Genomic DNA, 18,264 nt, shown 5'->3' on the forward strand with positions numbered 1-18,264 from the left:
CTACTGACGACAGATTCTGGCAATCCAATCGAAGGAGCATCACGTGAAACAAATCACTGCAATCATCAAACCTTTCAAGCTCGACGAAGTCCGTGAAGCGCTCGCGGATATCGGGGTCTCGGGGCTGACAGTGACCGAAGTCAAAGGATTTGGCCGGCAGAAAGGTCATACCGAGTTGTACCGGGGCGCCGAATACGTTGTCGACTTCCTGCCCAAGGTCAAGATCGAGGCAGTGCTGGATGACGCCATTGTCGAGCGCGCCGTGGAAGCGATCATCAAAGCGGCACGCACCGGCAAGATCGGCGACGGCAAGATTTTCGTGCGTTCGATTGATCAGGTGATTCGCATCCGTACTGGCGAGACCGGGGCCGACGCAGTTTGATCAGGCGGCGTTACCCGCAACCTGATCCATGGCGGTAACCAACGCACGCCAAGAACGTTCCCTCTCATTGAAGGGGAGGGAGCGTTCGTAGTACTGCTCAGCCCTGCAACAACACCACCAACGCACCGCTGCCCCCATCCACGGCCCGCGCCTGGCAGAAGGCGATCACTACATCCTTTTGCACCAGCCAGTTCCGCACCTTGTTCTTCAACACCGGTTCGCGGTTGACCGATCCCAGCCCCTTGCCGTGTATCACGCGCACGCAGCGCACGCCGCGCTTGACCGCATTGCGCAGGAATTCGGAGAGCGCTTCGCGTGCCTCGTCGGTGCGCATTCCGTGCAGGTCGAGCTGGGACTGGATCACCCAATGGCCGCGGCGCAGCTTGCGCAGCACATCATTGCCGACGCCGGTGCGCGCATAGCTGAGCGCTTCGTCGGTTTCAAGCAGCGTCTCGACGGTGAATTCGTCGGACAGCGACTGTTCCAGCGCCGCCTGTTCGTCGGCTTCGCGCTGGCGCGCGATCGGCGGCGGAGGTGGCGGACGAATGGCCACCTTGCCGTGCGAGCTCAAGGGCGCAACGGCGCCGATGCTGAGCCGGAACAGGTCGGCTTCCCGCTTTGCCTGCGCTTCGCGCTCGCGCCGCTCGACTTCTTCCTTCCGGCGCGCTTCTTCTTGCGCCTTCAGGTCTTTCTGCAGCGACTTCAACGCAGAAAAGTCCTTGTATCGTTCTGGCATGTTGCCTTGCTCCCTCTGGTTACGGAGCGGACCTGCTGGTCGACTCGTGGTCAGCCCTCCAGGCTTTCCAGGTAGCGCTGCGCGTCCAGTGCCGCCATGCAGCCGGTGCCGGCGCTGGTGATGGCTTGCCGGTAGATATGGTCCTGCACGTCGCCGGCAGCAAACACGCCGGGCACGTTGGTTGCGGTGGCCATGCCATCCAGGCCGCTGTGGGTGCGGATGTAGCCGTTGCGCATATCCAGCTGCCCCTCGAAGATGCTGGTGTTCGGCTTGTGTCCGATCGCGATGAAAACACCGTGCACGGAAAGCGGCGTCACGCTGCCGTCGACCGTGGATTTGATGCGGAGGCCGGTTACGCCGCTATCGTCGCCGACCACTTCCTCCAGCGCGTGGTTCCAGCGGATGTCGACCTTGCCTTCTGCGACCTTGGCCATCAGGCGGTCGATCAGGATCGGCTCGGCGCGGAACTTGTCGCGGCGGTGGATGACGGTGACCTTGCTGGCGATGTTCGACAGGTAGAGCGCCTCTTCGACCGCGGTGTTGCCGCCGCCGACCACCGCCACTTCCTGGGTGCGATAGAAAAAGCCGTCGCAGGTGGCGCAGGCCGAAACGCCACGGCCCATGAACGATTCTTCCGACGGCAGGCCCAGGTACTGCGCCGAGGCGCCGGTGGCGATGATCAGGGCGTCGCAGGTGTACACGCCGTTGTCGCCGATCAGCCGGATCGGCTTTTCGCTCAGATGGGTGGTGTGGATATGGTCGAAGATGATCTCCGTATTGAAGCGTTCCGCATGCTGCAGCAGGCGCTGCATCAGTTCGGGCCCCTGCACGCCGAGCGGATCGCCCGGCCAGTTTTCAACGTCGGTGGTGGTCATCAACTGTCCGCCTTGCTCGACACCGGTGATCAGGACCGGCTTCAGGTTGGCCCGCGCCGCGTAGACCGCAGCGCTGTAGCCGGCCGGGCCGGAACCGAGGATCAATACATGGGCGTGCTTGGGAGTGGACATGGTGGATTCTCTTGATCTGTTAGGTTGCATTGGGCGAAAGCAGGGCCAGCATCGCCGGCGATGCGTTCAAATGGCGACAGCGAAGCCCGAATTAATGGATGCAGGGCATCAAAACTGGTTAAGATTATAGACGTTTCATGCTGCGCTGCCACAGCACTGCGGATTCCAGTTCGAGCCGCACAAGCGGCGCTTGTCCGTCCTGACCGGATGGACTCAATGCTGTACCAATCTGTTCCCATGACGAGAACCACGACCACCGCCGCCTACACCCGCAACACCACGCCGCCGGAGCCTTTGCCCAACCGGCTGGTTCGCATCCTTTCGGAGGCGCGCTGGATGTTGCTGGCCGTGCTGACGGCTTACCTGATACTGATCCTGCTGACCTATGCCAAGGCCGATCCCGGCTGGTCGCATGCCAGCAGCGTGGCTCGCCTGCACAACTGGGGCGGCCGTATGGGGGCGTGGGTGGCAGACCTGATGCTGTTCATTTTCGGCCTGTCCGCCTGGTGGTGGTGTGTGCTGATGCTGCGCTCGGTATGGGGCGGTTACCGGCGCCTGTCGCAAAGGTTCATCCTGGAACAGGAATTGACGCCTGATCACCGCCATGAGAAATGGATAGGTGCCGGCGGCTTCCTGCTGATGATGGCGGGCAGCGTCGGCATCGAATCCTTGCGCATGCATTCGCTGCCTGCGCAACTGCCGCGCGCGCCGGGCGGCGTGCTGGGCGACCTGATCGGCAGCTTCGCGTACAACATCCTCGGTTTCAATGGCGGGACGCTGATCCTGCTGGCCCTGTTCGGCCTCGGATTTTCGTTTTTCTTCCAGGTTTCCTGGCTTTCGCTGGCCGAACGCATTGGCGCCGCAATCGAAATGGCGGTGCGGCGCTTGCGCGGGCTGGCGGACGCCCATGCCGATCGCAAGGTCGGCCAGGAGGCAGCGGTCAAGCGCGACAACGTCGTGGTCCAGGAGCGCGCCAAGATAGTCGAAGCGCCGCCGATCCGCATCGAGCCGCAGGTAGTCGAGGTGCCGAAATCTGAGCGTGTGCAGAAGGAAAAGCAGGTGTCGCTGTTCAACGACATGCCGGACAGCAAGCTGCCGCCGCTGTCGCTGCTCGATGAAGCGCCGCATTCACAGGAAACGGTCAGCGTCGAGACGCTGGAATTCACCAGCCGCCTGATCGAGAAGAAACTCTCCGATTTCGGGGTTGAAGTGAAGGTGGTTGCCGCTTATCCGGGCCCGGTGATCACCCGCTACGAGATCGAACCGGCGACTGGCGTCAAGGGCAGCCAGATCGTCAACCTGGCGCGTGACCTGGCGCGCGCGCTGTCGCTGACATCGATCCGGGTGGTCGAGACCATCCCCGGCAAGAATTACATGGGCCTGGAACTGCCGAACCCGAAGCGCCAGATCGTGCGCCTGACGGAAATCCTCGGCTCCAAGGTGTACAACGACAGCGCATCGTCGCTGACCGTTGCGCTGGGAAAGGACATCGCCGGCAATCCGGTGGTGGCCGACCTGGCCCGTATGCCGCACCTGCTGGTGGCCGGCACCACCGGTTCGGGCAAGTCGGTCGGCATCAATGCCACCATCCTGTCGCTGCTGTACAAGTCGGACCCGCATGCGGTGCGCCTGATCCTGATCGATCCGAAGATGCTGGAATTGTCGATCTACGAAGGCATTCCGCACCTGCTGGCGCCGGTGGTCACCGACATGCGCCAGGCCGGCCACGCGCTGAACTGGGGTGTCAACGAAATGGAGCGGCGCTACAAGCTGATGTCCAAGCTCGGCGTGCGCAACCTGGCCGGCTACAACCAGAAAATCGCCGATGCCGACAAGCGCGAGGAAAAGATACCGAACCCGTTCAGCCTGACGCCAGACGCGCCCGAACCGCTCGAAAAACTGCCGACCATCGTCATCATCATCGACGAACTGGCCGACCTGATGATGGTGGTCGGCAAGAAGGTCGAGGAACTGATCGCCCGCATTGCGCAGAAAGCGCGCGCCGCCGGCATTCACCTGATCCTGGCCACGCAAAGGCCGTCGGTCGACGTCATCACCGGCCTGATCAAGGCCAACATCCCGACCCGGATCGCCTTCCAGGTCAGCAGCAAGATCGACTCGCGCACCATCCTCGACCAGATGGGTGCAGAGGCCTTGCTCGGCATGGGTGACATGCTGTACATGCCGCCCGGAACCGGTATGCCAGTGCGGGTACACGGCGCCTTCGTGTCCGACGAGGAAGTGCATCGGGTGGTCAACCACCTGAAGGCGCAGGGCGAGCCCGACTACATCGAAGGCATACTCGAAGGCGGATCGACAGAGGAGGGCGCTGATGGCGCCTCCGGCAGTGATGTCGACGGCAGCGGCGAATCCGATCCGATGTACGACCAGGCAGTGGCCGTGGTGCTGAAAAACCGCCGGGCATCGATTTCGCTGGTCCAGCGGCATCTGCGAATTGGTTACAATCGCGCTGCCCGCTTGCTGGAACAAATGGAGCAGAGCGGCGTAGTATCGACCATGCAAACCAATGGCAACCGCGAGATCCTGGTGCCGGCCGGAAATTCGGGCGAATAATTCGGCTATAAACCAGATAACAATCCGGCGAATAATGTGCTGAACAATCCGGTGACGAGCCCGGACAAACAATTCGGGCGAGTAATCCGGGCCAGCAACCCGGTCGAGCATCGCGCCCACCCATGAGGAATATCACTTGAACCGACGTCAGATCGCCGTACTTGCGGCGCTTTCGGCCTTGCTTCCGGCCTGGACGGCGCCGGCTTATGCCAATGCGCTTGACCAGTTCAGGAGCTTTGTGTCGTCGACGCGCTCGGCGCGCGGCGATTTCGTGCAGCGCGTAGTCCGGCAAGACGCCGCGGCCTCGGGCAAGGTCCAGATGTCAAAGGAGTCCAGCGGAACCTTCCAGTTTTCGCGTCCGGGCAAATTCATCTGGACTTACCGCAAGCCCTACGAGCAGGTGCTGCAGGCCGATGGCCAGAAGCTCTACATTTATGACAAGGACCTGAACCAGGTCACGGTGCGCAAGCTGGGCAATGCGCTCGGATCCTCGCCGGCAGCGATACTTTTCGGCAGCAACGACCTCGAGACCAGCTTCACCCTGAAGGACGGCGGCACCCGCGACGGCATGGCCTGGATGCAGGCAACGCCGAAATCACGCGATACCTCTTTCGAGCAGATCGGCATCGGCTTGCGTGACGGCGTGCCGGCGGCCATGGAGCTGCGCGATTCGTTCGGCCAGGTGACGCTGCTCACCTTCACCCGTTTCGAGAAGAATCCGCCAATGCCGGAAACGCAATTCCGCTTCGTCGTGCCCAAAGGGGCAGACGTCCTCGAACAGTGAACGGCCGCCATGGCTGATCTTTTCACGACCGCGCCGGCAGCCCCGCTGGCCGAAGCGCTGCGCCCGAAGACGCTGGACGAGGTGATCGGCCAGTCCCACCTGATCGGCGCAGGCAAACCCCTGCGCCTGGCCTTCGAGTCCGGCAAGCCGCACTCGATGATCTTGTGGGGACCGCCGGGCGTCGGCAAGACCACCCTGGCGCGCCTGACCGCGTCCGCCTTCAACTACGATTTCATTGCCTTGTCCGCGGTGTTTTCTGGCGTGAAGGACATACGGGCGGCAATGGAACAGGCCGAGCAGAACCTGGGCCTGGGCAAGAAGACGATACTGTTCGTCGACGAAATCCACCGTTTCAACAAGAGCCAGCAGGATGCGCTGCTGCCCTTCGTCGAGTCGGGCCTGGTGGTGCTGATCGGCGCCACCACGGAGAACCCGTCGTTCGAGGTCAATTCGGCATTGCTGTCACGGGCCCAGGTCTATGTGCTGGAGGCCCTGACCGACGAGGAGTTGCGCCAGTTGTTCACTCGGGCGCAGCAACAGGCGCTGGCCGACCTGCATTTCGAGGAAATCGCGATTGATACGCTGGTTGGCTATGCCGACGGCGATGCGCGCAGGTTCCTGAACCTGCTGGAACAAGCCGAAACCGCAGCCCGCGCCGGTGGCACCACTTTGATCGACGCCGAGTTCGTCAAGAATGCGCTAACGCTCAATGCCCGCCGCTTCGACAAGGGGGGCGACAATTTCTATGACCAGATCTCGGCGCTGCACAAGTCGGTGCGGGGTTCCAACCCCGATGCAGCGCTGTACTGGTTGTGCCGCATGCTGGATGGCGGCGCCGATCCGAAATACCTGTCGCGCCGCATCATACGCATGGCCTGGGAAGACATCGGCTTGGCCGACCCGCGGGCGATGCAGGTCGCCAACGACGCCGCCACCACATTCGAAAGACTGGGATCGCCCGAAGGAGATCTGGCGCTGGCGCAGGCAATCATTTACCTGGCGATTGCGGCCAAGAGCAATGCTGGCTACATGGCGTACAACCAGGCGCGCGCCTTCGTGAAGAAGGACAAGTCGCGCGAGGTGCCGGTGCATCTGCGCAATGCGCCGACCAAACTGATGAAGGAACTGGGCTACGGGCATGAGTATCGCTATGCGCATGACGAGCCCGACGCCTACGCAGCGGGGGAGACCTATCTGCCGGACGGCATGCCCGAGCCCGGCTGGTACCGGCCGGTGCCGCGCGGACTGGAGTCGAAGATTGCCGACAAGATGGCCTACCTGCGCCAGCTCGACCAGGACGCGAAAAAATAGGTTTGCCAGTGCAAACCTGCCGGCGCGGGCACCGCCGGTGTGAACCGAGCCACCGTTTCCGCCCGGGATCCGGCATGGTGCCTGATGCAGTCCGAGGTCGCCCGACGTCGGCCGATGTCGCTCGCTGTCAATTGCGGCCCGGTTTGACGCAGATCACCGGCCCGCACACCACCCTCTCTATGCTGCTTGCTTGGGCAGGGCCGCCACCCCCGGCATGCCCTGCAGCGCAGGGAGCGCTTGATGCCGAAAAAAATCCTGCTTCACGACCAGGCCCGCGGCAAGCTATTCGCTGGCCTGAACATCCTGGCTGACGCGGTTCGTATCACGCTCGGCCCGAGCGGCAAGACGGTCGCGCTGGAAAACCGCTACGGTGCGCCGACCGTGATCAATTCCGGCGTCATCGTCGCGCGCGAAATCGAGTTGCCCGATCCCTTCGAAAACATGGGCGCCCAAATGGCGCGCGAGGTTGCCTCGCGAACATCCGAGATGGCGGGCGACGGGACGACCACGGCCACCATCCTGGCCCAGGCCATGGTGCAGCATGGCATGAAATACGTGGCTGCCGGCTTCGATCCGATGGAGATCAAGCGCGGCATCGACGCCGCTGTCGGCGCCATGATCGTGCGCTTGCATGCAAACGCCAGGAAGCTGGCCAGCACGGAAGAAACCATCAATGTTGGCACCATCTCGGCCAACGGCGATCGTTCCATCGGCGAAATGATTGCGCAGGCGATGGAGCGGGTTGGCCCCGCCGGCGTGATCAAGGCCGAGGAGGGACGCGGACTGGCCAATGAACTGGAGGTGGTCGAGGGCATGCAGTTTGATCGCGGCTATCTCTCTGCCTACTTCATCAATGACCAGGAAAAAGGCCGCGTACTGCTGGACGATCCGTTCATCCTGGTCTGCGACAAGCCGGTTTCCGCCATGACTCAACTGGTGCATCTGCTGGAACAGGTGGCGCGGCTGGGCAAGCCGCTGTTGCTGGTGGCGCCCGAGGTCGAGGGCGAAGCGCTGGCAATGCTGGTGGTCAACGCGATGAGTGGCGTGCTGAAAGCCTGCGCTGTGCGGGCGCCGGGATTCGGCGACAACCGCCGGCATTTGCTGGAAGACATCGTGACCGTGACCGGCGACCGCCTGGTCAGCGATGAAACCGGACTGGCGCTGGACAAGGTCACGATTGAAGACCTGGGGCACGCGCGCCGGGTCGAGGTCGACCGCGACAGCACCGCGATCATAGGCGGCGCGGGGGGGCAGGAGAAGATCCGGCAGCGCATCGAGTTGCTGAAGCAGCAGGCGAATGAAGTCGGCGCCATCGCCGGCAAAGCGCAGTTCGAGGAGCGCGCCGCACGCCTGGCTGGCGGCGTAGCGCTGATCCGGGTCGGCGCCTCGACCGAAACCGAGATGAAAGAAAAGCGATCGCGCGTGGAAGATGCGCTGCACGCAACCCGGGCCGCGGTGCTGGAAGGCATTTCACCGGGTGGCGGCGTGGCCTTGCTGCGCGCCCGTGCTGTACTGGACGATCTGCACCTGTCCAGTCCGGCGCAGCAGGCCGGCGTGCGGGTTGTCCATCGCGCGGTCGAGGAGCCATTGCGCCAGATAGTCTCGGGCACTGGAAAAGAGCCTGACGTCGTGCTCGATGCGGTGCTGCAACTGGAGGGCAACGCCGGCTACAACGCCGCGACTGGCGTCTTTGGCGACATGATCGCAATGGGCGTGATCGACCCGGTCAAGGTGACCCGGCTTGCACTCACGCATGCCGCTTCGATCGCCAGCCTGTTGCTGACCACCGAATGCCTGGTGGCCGAGGTGCCGGCGCCACCCATGCAGCACGAGGGGCCGGACGGTGGGATGGCCTGATCCTGCCAGTGCGGGCAAGGGCGCCGCGCCCGCGAGATGGGAGCATTTCCGTCACAGCGCCGACATGGGGATACGCGGCATTGCGGCCGGCAAGGCGCAGGCGTTCGAGCAGGCGGCGCTGGCGCTGATGGCGGTGATCTGCGAGCCGGGCGTGGTGCGCGAGCAAGCCAGCGTCGAGATCCGCTGCCCGCCGGCGGAGGACGATTTCCTGTTCCTCGACTGGATCAACGCGATCATTTTCGAGATGGCTACCCGCAACATGCTGTTCAACCGCTTCGAGGTCCGGCTGGACACTGACGGCCTCTCGGCCCGCGCATGGGGCGAGCCGGTGGAGGTCCGACGTCATAGTCCGGCAGTCGAAGCCAAGGGGGCAACATTTACCGAACTGGCGGTGAAACAGGCGCCCGGCGGGGAATGGATTGCGCAATGCGTTGTCGACGTGTGAGAGCTTGCATATCTCCATGCAGCGCAACACCAGCACAAGGAATCCGTAATGGACATGACGAGGTTGATCCGCCAGTCGGCGACTGAATGGGAAATACCGATGCAGGCCGGCATGCGCGTGCCGGCGATAGTTTTCGGCACCGAATCGCTGTTGAAGGACATGGATGACAAGGTGTTCGAGCAGATCTGCAATGTGGCAACGCTGCCGGGCATCGTGAAAGCCGCCTATGCGATGCCGGACGCGCACTGGGGCTATGGATTTCCGATCGGTGGGGTGGCGGCTTTCGATGCCGAACAGGAGGGCGTGGTGTCGGCTGGCGGTGTGGGCTTCGATATTTCCTGCGGCGTGCGGCTGCTGCGCACCGGGTTGCTGGAGGCCGAAGTGGATGCGCGCCGGCAAGAGCTGGCCGATGCCTTGTTCCAGGGCATTCCCGCCGGTCTCGGCAGCGTCGGCGCACTGCGCCTGTCCGAGCCGCAAATGGATGCCATGTTGCTGGGCGGAGCACGCTGGGCGGTGAAGCATGGATACGGAAGCGAGCAAGACCTTGAATTCACCGAGGAATCCGGTTGCATGGCGGGCGCCGATCCGGCTGCGGTTTCACAGTCGGCCAAGCGCCGGCAACGCGACGAGATGGGTACGCTGGGATCCGGCAACCACTACCTGGAAGTGCAGCGCGTAAGCGAGGTGTTCGACCCGGCGACGGCGGAGGCATTCGGGCTGCGGCAGGGCCAGGTCGTGGTCTGCATACACTGCGGATCGCGCGGACTGGGGCACCAGATCGGCACCGAATTCCTGCGCGAAATGGCGCTGGCGGCGCCGCAACATCATCTGGTGCTGCCGGACCGCGAACTCGCCTGCGCCCCGATCCGCTCCCCGCTTGGGCAGCGCTACCTTGGCGCCATGCGCAGCGCAATCAACTGCGCACTCGCCAACCGGCAGATCCTGACCCACCTGACCCGCGACATCTTCACCCACTTCTTTCCGAAGGCATCGATGTCGCTGCTGTACGACGTATCGCACAACACCTGCAAGCATGAAACGCATGAGATCGACGGCAAGCCGCGGCGCCTGTACGTGCACCGCAAGGGCGCGACCAGGGCATTCGGCCCGGGTCACCTCTCGTTGCCCGAATCGCTGCGGCCCTGGGGCCAGCCGGTGCTGATCGGGGGCAGCATGGGAACCGCGTCCTGGGTGCTGGCCGCGACCGAACAAAGCATGGAGCGTTCATTCGGCTCGGCCTGTCACGGCGCCGGGCGCAGCATGAGTCGTCATGAGGCGCTGCGCAGGTGGGGTGGGCGGCAACTGATGCAACAACTGGGCGAGCGCGGCATCCTGATACGAAGCCCGTCGCCCCGCGGCGTGGCGGAAGAAGCGCCCGACGCCTACAAGGACGTCGACCAGGTGGTGGAAGCGGCCCATCTGGCCGGACTGGCGCGCAAGGTGGCGCGGCTGGAGCCGCGAATTTGTATCAAAGGCTAGGAGGGCAGGGCAATGGAAATTCCCGGTATCCATCAGGGTTCGAAGCACCGTTCGAGTCAGGCTTCGACTAATGCTTCAACTTACGGCAGCCACGAAGAAATCCTGATCGCCGATGGCCCGGTGCATATTGGTGGTCATCTTGACCTGCCAGCCCATCCAGAGGGCGTGGTGGTGTTTGCCCACGGCAGCGGCAGCAGCCGTTTCAGCACGCGCAACAATTACGTTGCGGGGGTGCTCAGGGATGCCTCGCTGGGCACGCTGCTGATCGACTTGCTGACGCCTGACGAAGACCTTTCCCGTGCCAACCGCTTCGACATCGAGCTGTTGACGCGCCGCCTGGATGCGGCTGTGCAATGGGTAAAGGGCAAGGATGGCGTGGCGGACCTGCCAGTCGGCCTGTTCGGCGCCAGCACCGGCGCTGCGGCGGCGCTGAGGGTGGCGGCGCAGCGCCCCGCCGACATCGCCGCGGTCGTCTCGCGCGGCGGCCGGCCGGACATGACAGGCCAGGCAGAGCTGGGAAAAGTGCAGGCGCCAACCCTGCTGATCGTGGGTGGACTGGACGGCCAGGTGATCGCACTCAACCAGGTCGCCGCGGATGCGATGCAGTGCAAGCATCGTATCGAGATCGTTCCCGGCGCCACCCACCTGTTCGAAGAGCCGGGCACGCTGGAACAGGTAGCCGGGCTGGCGAGCAGGTGGCTGGTGGCCAACATGGCGGCAGCGCCGGCCGGGTGATTCCATGAGCAGGCTTGTTTCGCGCCGGGGCGGCAGCAAGGACATGCAGGTCAGGAGCCGGGCGCCGATCCCGCCGAACCGTCGTCAGCAGCAGCAGGGGGTGCGGCGCCAGCCTGCGCAGCGGGCCGGCTCGCTTGCTCCGGCTGCACTGGTCATGCAGGTGGGCGGCATGTATTCCGAGGAACTCGGCATCGACCTTGAATCGGGCGACACCGCCGAGATTTTCAAATGGTTCCTGGCCGCAGTGCTGCTCGGCGCGCCGATCTCTGGCGCCCTGGCGCTGCGCACCTGGCGCAAATTTCCCCGCGCCGGGCTGCTCACGCCCCAATCTTTGCTTGATGCCGGTTGGGACCGCCTGGTGCAGGTGCTCGATAGCGGTGGTTACACCCGCTATGACTTCAAGACCGCGACCAAGTTGTTGGATGCCTGCCGCGAACTGGTGCAGCGATACGGCGGCGACCTGAACCGGCTGCAGGCCGCTTGCCACGGCGAGCAGCAACTCGAGGGCATGCTGCGCGGGCTGGCAAAGGGGATCGGCGAGGTCACCGTCAACATATTCCTGCGCGAATTGCGCGGACGATGGCGCGATGCCGAGCCGCTTCCGCTTCCACGCGTAATTGCGGCGGCGCAGGCGCTGCATTACGTGCCGGCCGGCTGGAGCGACCGCGAACGCATCCTGCGGCGGCTGCAGGAGGTCTGGGAGCAGGATGGCGGCACCATGGAAGGCTTTCCGCATTTCGAAGCGGCGCTGCTGCGCCACAGCCTGCCTGCCTCACGGAGGCGTCCCTAGCCATTTCATCCACCGGCATCCTGGGGCCGCGCGAGCATGGCTTCGCTTTGATCCTTGCTCACTTGCAGCTTGCTGCCGAGTTCGGCGCAGGCGCGCTCCATGCGGCGCCATATCGTCCGGGCTTGGGCTGGCGTTGCCGGCCGCGCCTGGCAATCCTCGATGAATACCGGCAGCACTCGCACTTGCTGCAAGCTGCTCCTGGTCAGGCTCAGTTCGAACAGCAATTGATGGTCGTTCAGGAAGACCGGATCGACCCAGTAGTCGTCGACCAGATCGCCCGCCGCGTACAGGATCGGGCAGCCGCTGTAGATTTCGATGCCGTGGAAGATGTGCGCGCTATGCCCGAACAGGATCTTCCATCCCATGTCGATTGCCGCATGAGCCAGTCGCCGGAATTGCTGGCTCGGCGCCCACACCATGTTCGGCCCCCAGTGCAGTGACAGGATGGGCCAGTCGACGCCGCGCTGCTGCTGCATTGCCAGCGCCCCAGCAAAGGCAGCGATCGCACCGGCCTCGTCGTCCAGATCGAGCCAGGCGATGCCGGGCCGCTTGGCCTGCGCAGCGAAGTCGGACTGATGGTCGCAAAATGCAGTCATGCCGAAGCGGATGCCTGCGGCCTCCACATTTGCCGGCGCCAGCGCGCTGGCGAGGTTCGGGCCGGCGCCGCAATGCCTGATCCCATGACGGTCCAGATAGCGCAATGTGTCGTTCAGGCCGGTCACGCCGAAATCGAGCGTGTGGTTATTCGACAGGCTGACCAGGTCGACACCCGCATCCACCAGCGCATGCACCGATTCCGGCGGCGCGCCGAAATAGAAGACCTTGGGTTCACCTTCCCATTCCCGCTTGCTGGCCGTGATTGCGCATTCGAGGTTGACGATGCAAAGGTCGGCGCTGCGCATCCATCCCGCTATCTCGCCGAGCGGCCAGGTAGTGCCCTCGCGCCTGATTACAGCGCCGACGCCGCGGCCGAGCATGACGTCGCCACCGAAGATGACGCGCACGGGCGGTGCCTGATTGTCTTGCGGAGGCATATGGCGAGGTATGGGGGCATCGGGCCGGGAATGTGACGATGGTCGCAACGACAGGCGTGGGCGGTGTGATCTGGATCAATCAGTTTGCGCTGCACCGATCGGTGATAATCTGGCATAAGGGCAAGGAGGTGGCGAACAGCCATGCAAACTGTGATCGGGCCACGGCGAATTCGCCGACGCCCTTGTTACAATGTCGTTTTTGAAATCCCCACCAAGCAACAGCCATGATCGACATCCAACTCCTGCGCAAAGACATCGACGCCGTCGCTGCGCGCCTGGCCACCCGCAAGTTCAAGCTCGACATCGACGCATTCAATGCGCTCGAGTCGGAGCGCAAGCAGATCCAGACCCGTACCGAAGAACTGCAGGGCAAGCGCAACAGCCTGTCAAAACAGGTCGGCATGCTCAAGGGCAAGGGTGAAGATGCGAGCGCGGTACTGAACGAAGTCGCCGGCCTGGGCGACGAGCTGAAAGCCTCCGCGGCGCGGCTTGAAGTGGTGCAGGCATTCCTGAACGAAGTCATGCTCAACATTCCCAACCTGCCCGACGAATCGGTGCCGGTCGGCACGGATGAATCCGGCAATGTCGAGCTGCGCCGTGTCGGCACGCCGCCCAAATTCGATTTCCCCGTACTCGATCATGTCGATGTCGGCGCCCGGCACGGACTTGATTTTGACGCCGGCGCCAAGCTCAGCGGCGCGCGCTTTACCGTCATGAAGGGACCGATCGCCCGCCTGCATCGGGCCATAGCCCAATTCATGCTCGACACGCACACCACGCAGCATGGTTACACCGAGTGCTACACGCCATACATGGTCAATGCCGAATCCCTGCTCGGTACCGGGCAGCTGCCGAAATTCGAGGCAGACCTGTTCGCCGTGAAGAAGGGCGGCCAGGAAGGCGAGGGCGAGCCGCTGTACCTGATCCCGACCTCAGAAGTCACGCTGACCAACCTGGTGCGCAACGAGATCCTTGCATTCGAATCGCTGCCGATGCGCCTGACCGCGCATACGCCATGCTTCCGCTCCGAAGCGGGCAGCTATGGCCGCGACACCCGCGGCATGATCCGCCAGCACCAGTTCGACAAGGTCGAGATGGTGCAGGTCGTCGCGCCCGAGCAGTCGTACCAGGCACTCGACGAGATGCTCGGCCATGCCGAAAACATCCTGAAGAAGCTGGAACTGCCGTACCGGGTCGTGACCCTGTGCACCGGCGACATGGGATTTGGCGCGACCAAGACTTACGACATCGAAGTCTGGCTGCCCGGGCAGGACAACTACCGCGAAATCTCGTCGATCTCGAATTGCGAAGCCTTCCAGGCGCGCCGCTTGCAGGCGCGTTTCAGGAAAGGTCAGGGCAAGCCGGAATTGGTGCACACCCTGAACGGCTCCGGCCTTGCGGTCGGCCGCACGCTGGTGGCGATACTGGAGAACTACCAGCAGGCAGACGGCAGCGTGCGCGTGCCCGCTGCGCTGCAGCCCTACATGAACGGGGTGCAGGTTTTAAGTGCATAAAAGCATGCAAGGGGCTTTCGTCGACGACATGAACTCTGCTACAATCGCTGTCTTCGAGAAACGCCGACCGCATTTCTAACCGAACAGGAGAGGTGGCAGAGTGGTCGAATGTACCTGACTCGAAATCAGGCGTAGGGTTTCCCCCTACCGTGGGTTCGAATCCCACCCTCTCCGCCAGCAGTACTGAAAAAGCCCCGCAAGGGGCTTTTTCTTTTTCCGGAGAGAGCGCACATGCGCACGGGTGGTATTCGAAGGGTTTCGCTTGCAAGCGAAACCGCGGCCTGCAGCATGTAGGTGAATCCCACCCTCGGTCGCCATACCAATCCCCGGAATTTCCTTGGGGGATTTATTTTCCCCCTCGGCGTGTGCATAATGAGTCCCGAAATCGGCGTTAGGAGGACCCATGCGTGCCTACCGAATCGCACGTTTTCGTGAGTACGGAACATAGCCGCGGCCATCGCGAATCAAACGACGAAGCAGATCGCCGACGGCGACCGCCCGGTACTCGAAGTGCGCAAGTCGGGACGCCAGACTTGTTAATTCAAATCACGAAGCCTGATGGCAAACGCTCCTCGAGCGCTGATCGAAGCTTACCCGCTGATCGGCTGAGCCGATGCCAGGGACGATTGCCTATGGCTCAGCCAGGTGGCACTCCATAATTAGAGGAAACAAGCATGTTCAATCACATAATGATTGGTTCGAACGACATTGAACGCTCAAAGCGGTTTTACGACGCTGTGCTCGGAACGCTTGGAGCGGGCGAGCCGGTGCGCCACAAGGCGGATTCTGGCCATACCCGGCTCTTTTACCGACATGCTGGATGCAGCTTTGCCATAACCGAGCCAATCAATGGCGAAGAGGCGACCTCTGCAAACGGCGGTACGATCGGGTTCAAGTGCAGCTCGCCCGAGCTGGTTCGTCAGTTTCACGACGTTGCGATTGCAAATGGTGGCAAGTCCATTGAAGACCCGCCGGGTCAGCGCGATGGCAGCATGGGGGCGCTGCACCTGGCCTATGTACGCGATCCCGACGGGCACAAGCTTTGCGCAATCTATCGTGCCAAATAGGATCGTCGAGCTCGAAGGAAATGGGGTCAGACTCGATATAAGTCATAAGTACCAATCCAGACGACGAGAAAGTCGAGTCTGACCAAATACATTCCGCCAGCAGTACTGAACAAGCCCCGCAAGGGGCTTTTCCTTTTTCCGGATCAGCACCGGAGTGATGCCCATGAAGGATTCGATGGAGCGCACAAGCCGCGCCTGGAAATATCCTGTGTAAGCGGCTTGTCTCGCGGTAACATTATGGAAACATTGTGGATCTATCATGAGGAATGGCTGTTATCTGAAGCGCCATTGCTTCCGTATCCATCCCGGACAAGCAGTCAGCCAGTGATCCAGTTGCCATGCTAAAACTCCTGTATTCCGCGGCCGAGGGCCTGGGCAGTGCCGTGCCCATAGGCCTTGGGTCCATCGTGTGGATTGGATACAGGATAGGTCCCGAGGTGATTCCCTCCTTGGTCCTCGCCATGTTCTTCGGTATTGCGGCCACCAGTATCGCGGGGATGTTTTCAGGTCGTCCCTTGATTTACACGGTCAGGTTTTTCGAAGCATCGTTGCTGGTGAGCTTCGTCGACAGCTTCTCGACCAAGCTCGGCGCCTGGGGACTGGTCGACACGCCATCGGTGCGCTTGACGCTGGTGGCTCTGGTCGTCGTGGGCGCCGCAGCACTGCAACCGGTTTTCTACACCTTGCGCCTGCAACGAATGACGCGCTACGTTCCCGCGCCGGTATTCGCGGGATTCACGAACGGGGTCGCCCTGATCCTGGTGATCGGCCAGGTCAGGCAAATGCGCTCGATCTTCGAAGGGACGGCAGGATTGTTCATGCCCTCCTTTTTGATAGCCGCCGCCTGCCTTGTTTTTGCCTACGCGGTCAAGCGCAGGTGGCCCCACCTTCCGGCGGGCATCCTGGGTCTGGCCGCGGCCAGTGCGTGGGCATTCCTGCTCCAGTTTGTCGTGCCTTCCATGCCATCGGTCATGCCTGCCGGCGTGCAATGGGTGTTGCCCATTTCCTGGCTCGACTGGAGCATCCTGGACGCATCCAGAGTAAGGGTGGCTGCCATGCTGCTGGACGTGGGCATTGCCAGCTTCCTGCTGGCCGTGGTGATGTTCCTGAGCACGATCATCGCCAGCGAAACAGTGTCGCAGGTCGATGACAAACCATCGCCCAGCCTGCGGCATACCCTGCAAACCTCTGCAGGACAAATCCTTGTTGCTTGCCTGGGTTCCGTGCCGATGAGTGGTACCGCCTCTGGCACCCTTGCCGCCATGCGCCCGGGGGAGTTGGAACGCGCAAACCTGATCGTGCTCGCGATCCTGGCCCTGGCTTGCTATGCCTTCGGTTTGCTGAGCTCAGTGCCCGAAGCTGCGATCATCGGATTGCTGATCTTCGAGGCCTGGTGCATGTTCGATCGCCCGAGCGTGCAGGACATCTGGCGCTGGTTGAGCGATCGATGCGCGCGCCATGACATGAGCGGCATGCGCAAGGAGGATTTGCTGATCATCGAGCTGGTGACCTTGTCGGCCGTGGTGATCAACATGTTGGCTGCGCTTGTGCTGGGCGTGGTGCTGGGACTGTTCCTGTTCGCCAAGCGTAACGGCAAGACCCCGATCAGGGACGTGCATGGTGGCGACATGTGGCGCTCGAACTGTGCGCGATCCACGTCCGACACGCAGCTGCTGGTTCAGCATGGCTCGCGCATTCAGTGCGTTCGCCTGCAGGGTGCGCTGTATTTTGGCATGGCTGGGGCGCTGCGCACCGAGCTGGAGGCATTGCAGCCGCAGCCGGACTGGCTAGTGCTGGACTGGCGGGGCGTGGTTTCGCAAGACACGACGGTGCTGCGCATGTTCGAGCGGTTCGAGCAAGCGGCCTCCAGCCGCGGCGTTCGGATCGTGCATTGCTCGCGTCCAGGCCACGAAAATGCCTATCCCGATCTGGACCGGGCGCTGGAATCTTGCGAGAACCAGTTGCTCGAATCCCTGCGCACCAGTCCGATGCCATCAGCCAGCCAGGATTCCTGGTTGAGTGGATTGCTTGCCGGGCTGGAGCCCAGCGCGCAAGGCCTGCTGCGCGCCTGTCTGGAGCATCGTGTTTTTGCCGCCGACGATTGCATTTTGAGGAAGGGCGACCGATCCCGCGAGTTGCACCTGATCGTGCAGGGCCGGGCTGACGTGGTAATCGAGGAGGGGGCTATTCGCCTGGCGGGCGTCAGTGCCGGTGCCATCCTGGGAGAGATGGGCTTCCTCGACGGCACCCCGCGCTCGGCCACTGTCCAGGCCGTCGAGCCGGTGCATTCACAGGTATTGAGCCGGGAACGCTTCGATGCCCTGAGCCGAAGCCATCCCGAGATCACGCAAAGAGTGATGCAGAACCTGTGTACGGAGATGGCGATCCGCCTGCGCTCCATGCATGGGCTGATCGCCCGCGAGCGATAGGGATCGGGTCAAGTCGGGGGGCAAATCGGGGTCAGACTCGATATAAACGCGTTTATATCGAGTCTGACCCCATTTAGCCAGCCCCTTCCGCTGGTCTGATTCTTGCAACGCACCAAAACA

Annotated in this window: 15 protein-coding genes and 1 tRNA gene; 13 read left to right on the plus strand and 3 right to left on the minus strand. The window is 62.7% G+C overall.

The window, feature by feature from the left end:
• Nucleotides 1-43: 43 nt before the first annotated feature.
• On the plus strand, nt 44-382 hold the full coding sequence (locus FVE66_RS06295; protein ID WP_151446568.1) for a P-II family nitrogen regulator: 339 nt from the start codon (nt 44-46) through the stop codon (nt 380-382).
• A gap of 97 nt (nt 383-479) precedes the next feature.
• Here the strand turns inward: FVE66_RS06295 and FVE66_RS06300 are convergent, their stop codons facing one another.
• A complete protein-coding gene (locus FVE66_RS06300) occupies nt 480-1,118 on the minus strand; it encodes a Smr/MutS family protein (RefSeq protein WP_151446569.1) in 639 nt (212 codons plus the stop codon).
• A 50-nt stretch (nt 1,119-1,168) separates the two neighbouring features.
• Nucleotides 1,169-2,125 carry a thioredoxin-disulfide reductase gene (gene trxB, locus FVE66_RS06305; protein ID WP_151446570.1) on the minus strand — a complete coding sequence of 319 codons (957 nt, stop codon included), beginning with the start codon at nt 2,123-2,125 and terminating at the stop codon, nt 1,169-1,171.
• Nucleotides 2,126-2,362: 237 nt separating this feature from the next.
• Here trxB and FVE66_RS06310 point away from each other — a divergent pair, with 237 nt between their 5' ends.
• The 8 genes from FVE66_RS06310 to FVE66_RS06345 all read left to right on the plus strand — a co-directional run bounded on the left by FVE66_RS06310 (nt 2,363) and on the right by FVE66_RS06345 (nt 12,100).
• Nucleotides 2,363-4,699 carry a DNA translocase FtsK gene (locus tag FVE66_RS06310; RefSeq protein ID WP_194164357.1) on the plus strand — a complete coding sequence of 779 codons (2,337 nt, stop codon included), beginning with the start codon at nt 2,363-2,365 and terminating at the stop codon, nt 4,697-4,699.
• Between the two features lie 136 nt (nt 4,700-4,835).
• A complete protein-coding gene (gene lolA, locus FVE66_RS06315; RefSeq protein ID WP_241673054.1) occupies nt 4,836-5,483 on the plus strand; it encodes an outer membrane lipoprotein chaperone LolA in 648 nt (215 codons plus the stop codon).
• Between the two features lie 9 nt (nt 5,484-5,492).
• A complete protein-coding gene (locus FVE66_RS06320; protein ID WP_151446573.1) occupies nt 5,493-6,794 on the plus strand; it encodes a replication-associated recombination protein A in 1,302 nt (433 codons plus the stop codon).
• 237 nt (nt 6,795-7,031) lie between these two features.
• Complete coding sequence (gene groL, locus FVE66_RS06325; protein ID WP_421829212.1) at nt 7,032-8,651, plus strand: chaperonin GroEL; 1,620 nt, start codon at nt 7,032-7,034, stop codon at nt 8,649-8,651.
• The gene (locus FVE66_RS06330; protein WP_241673055.1) at nt 8,638-9,096 is read left to right on the plus strand and encodes an archease; all 459 of its coding nucleotides are present in this window, start codon (nt 8,638-8,640) and stop codon (nt 9,094-9,096) included. Before groL ends, FVE66_RS06330 begins: the two co-directional genes overlap by 14 nt.
• 48 nt (nt 9,097-9,144) lie before the next feature.
• Nucleotides 9,145-10,575: an RtcB family protein gene (locus FVE66_RS06335; RefSeq protein ID WP_151446575.1), complete on the plus strand. Its 1,431-nt coding sequence runs from the start codon at nt 9,145-9,147 to the stop codon at nt 10,573-10,575.
• Nucleotides 10,576-10,587: 12 nt separating this feature from the next.
• Nucleotides 10,588-11,310: a dienelactone hydrolase family protein gene (locus FVE66_RS06340; RefSeq protein WP_151446576.1), complete on the plus strand. Its 723-nt coding sequence runs from the start codon at nt 10,588-10,590 to the stop codon at nt 11,308-11,310.
• Nucleotides 11,311-11,314: 4 nt separating this feature from the next.
• Complete coding sequence (locus FVE66_RS06345) at nt 11,315-12,100, plus strand: HhH-GDP family DNA glycosylase (RefSeq protein WP_206668717.1); 786 nt, start codon at nt 11,315-11,317, stop codon at nt 12,098-12,100.
• A gap of 5 nt (nt 12,101-12,105) precedes the next feature.
• Here FVE66_RS06345 and FVE66_RS06350 read toward each other — a convergent pair whose 3' ends face one another.
• Complete coding sequence (locus FVE66_RS06350) at nt 12,106-13,104, minus strand: CapA family protein (protein WP_161993203.1); 999 nt, start codon at nt 13,102-13,104, stop codon at nt 12,106-12,108.
• Between the two features lie 254 nt (nt 13,105-13,358).
• Between FVE66_RS06350 and serS the strand changes: the two genes are divergently transcribed.
• The 4 genes from serS to FVE66_RS06370 all read left to right on the plus strand — a co-directional run bounded on the left by serS (nt 13,359) and on the right by FVE66_RS06370 (nt 18,144).
• Nucleotides 13,359-14,648, plus strand: coding sequence for a serine--tRNA ligase (gene serS, locus FVE66_RS06355; protein ID WP_151446578.1), 1,290 nt, complete (start codon nt 13,359-13,361; stop codon nt 14,646-14,648).
• Nucleotides 14,649-14,734: 86 nt separating this feature from the next.
• A tRNA-Ser gene (locus FVE66_RS06360) sits at nt 14,735-14,825 on the plus strand.
• A 497-nt stretch (nt 14,826-15,322) separates the two neighbouring features.
• Nucleotides 15,323-15,715, plus strand: a complete 393-nt coding sequence (locus FVE66_RS06365; RefSeq protein ID WP_151446579.1) for a VOC family protein — start codon at nt 15,323-15,325, stop codon at nt 15,713-15,715.
• Between the two features lie 338 nt (nt 15,716-16,053).
• Entirely contained in the window at nt 16,054-18,144 is a 2,091-nt protein-coding gene (locus FVE66_RS06370; protein WP_151446580.1) for an SLC26A/SulP transporter family protein, read from the plus strand.
• Nucleotides 18,145-18,264: the final 120 nt, after the last annotated feature.

Source organism: Lacisediminimonas profundi (assembly GCF_008831265.1).
GTDB classification, from domain to species: Bacteria; Pseudomonadota; Gammaproteobacteria; order Burkholderiales; family Burkholderiaceae_D; genus Lacisediminimonas; species Lacisediminimonas profundi.